The 278-nt window shown below is 46.0% G+C and carries 1 protein-coding gene; it reads left to right on the forward strand.

Features of this window, described 5'->3' with window-relative positions:
* Positions 1 to 199: 199 nt before the first annotated feature.
* Positions 200 to 278, forward strand: a 79-nt coding sequence (locus SCA31_RS23130; RefSeq protein WP_410699371.1) for a DUF3309 family protein, incomplete at its 3' end; no start/stop codon positions are given.

Raw genomic sequence — 278 nt, forward strand, 5'->3', positions numbered from 1 at the left:
TTTCGTTAAAATTTTCTGCGGAACAGCGGAACCTTTTTGAGCCTGACGCGTTTATACCGTCCGGTAGAATATAAGTTCCGGCACCATCAAGAAAACTCCATCCTGAAATTGCACGCCCATAAGTTTAGCCGGGAACAAAAACCCGGCTACCGTGTTTATTGTCCATTCGTAACTCGCGGTGAGTTGAAGGACAGAAAACATGCTCAGTACGATACTTCTTATTATCCTTATTCTGCTTTTGATCGGCGCTCTGCCGAATTGGGGTTACAGCCGCGCTT

This window comes from Chryseobacterium sp. SIMBA_028, from assembly GCF_046535285.1.
Lineage (GTDB): Bacteria > Bacteroidota > Bacteroidia > Flavobacteriales > Weeksellaceae > Chryseobacterium.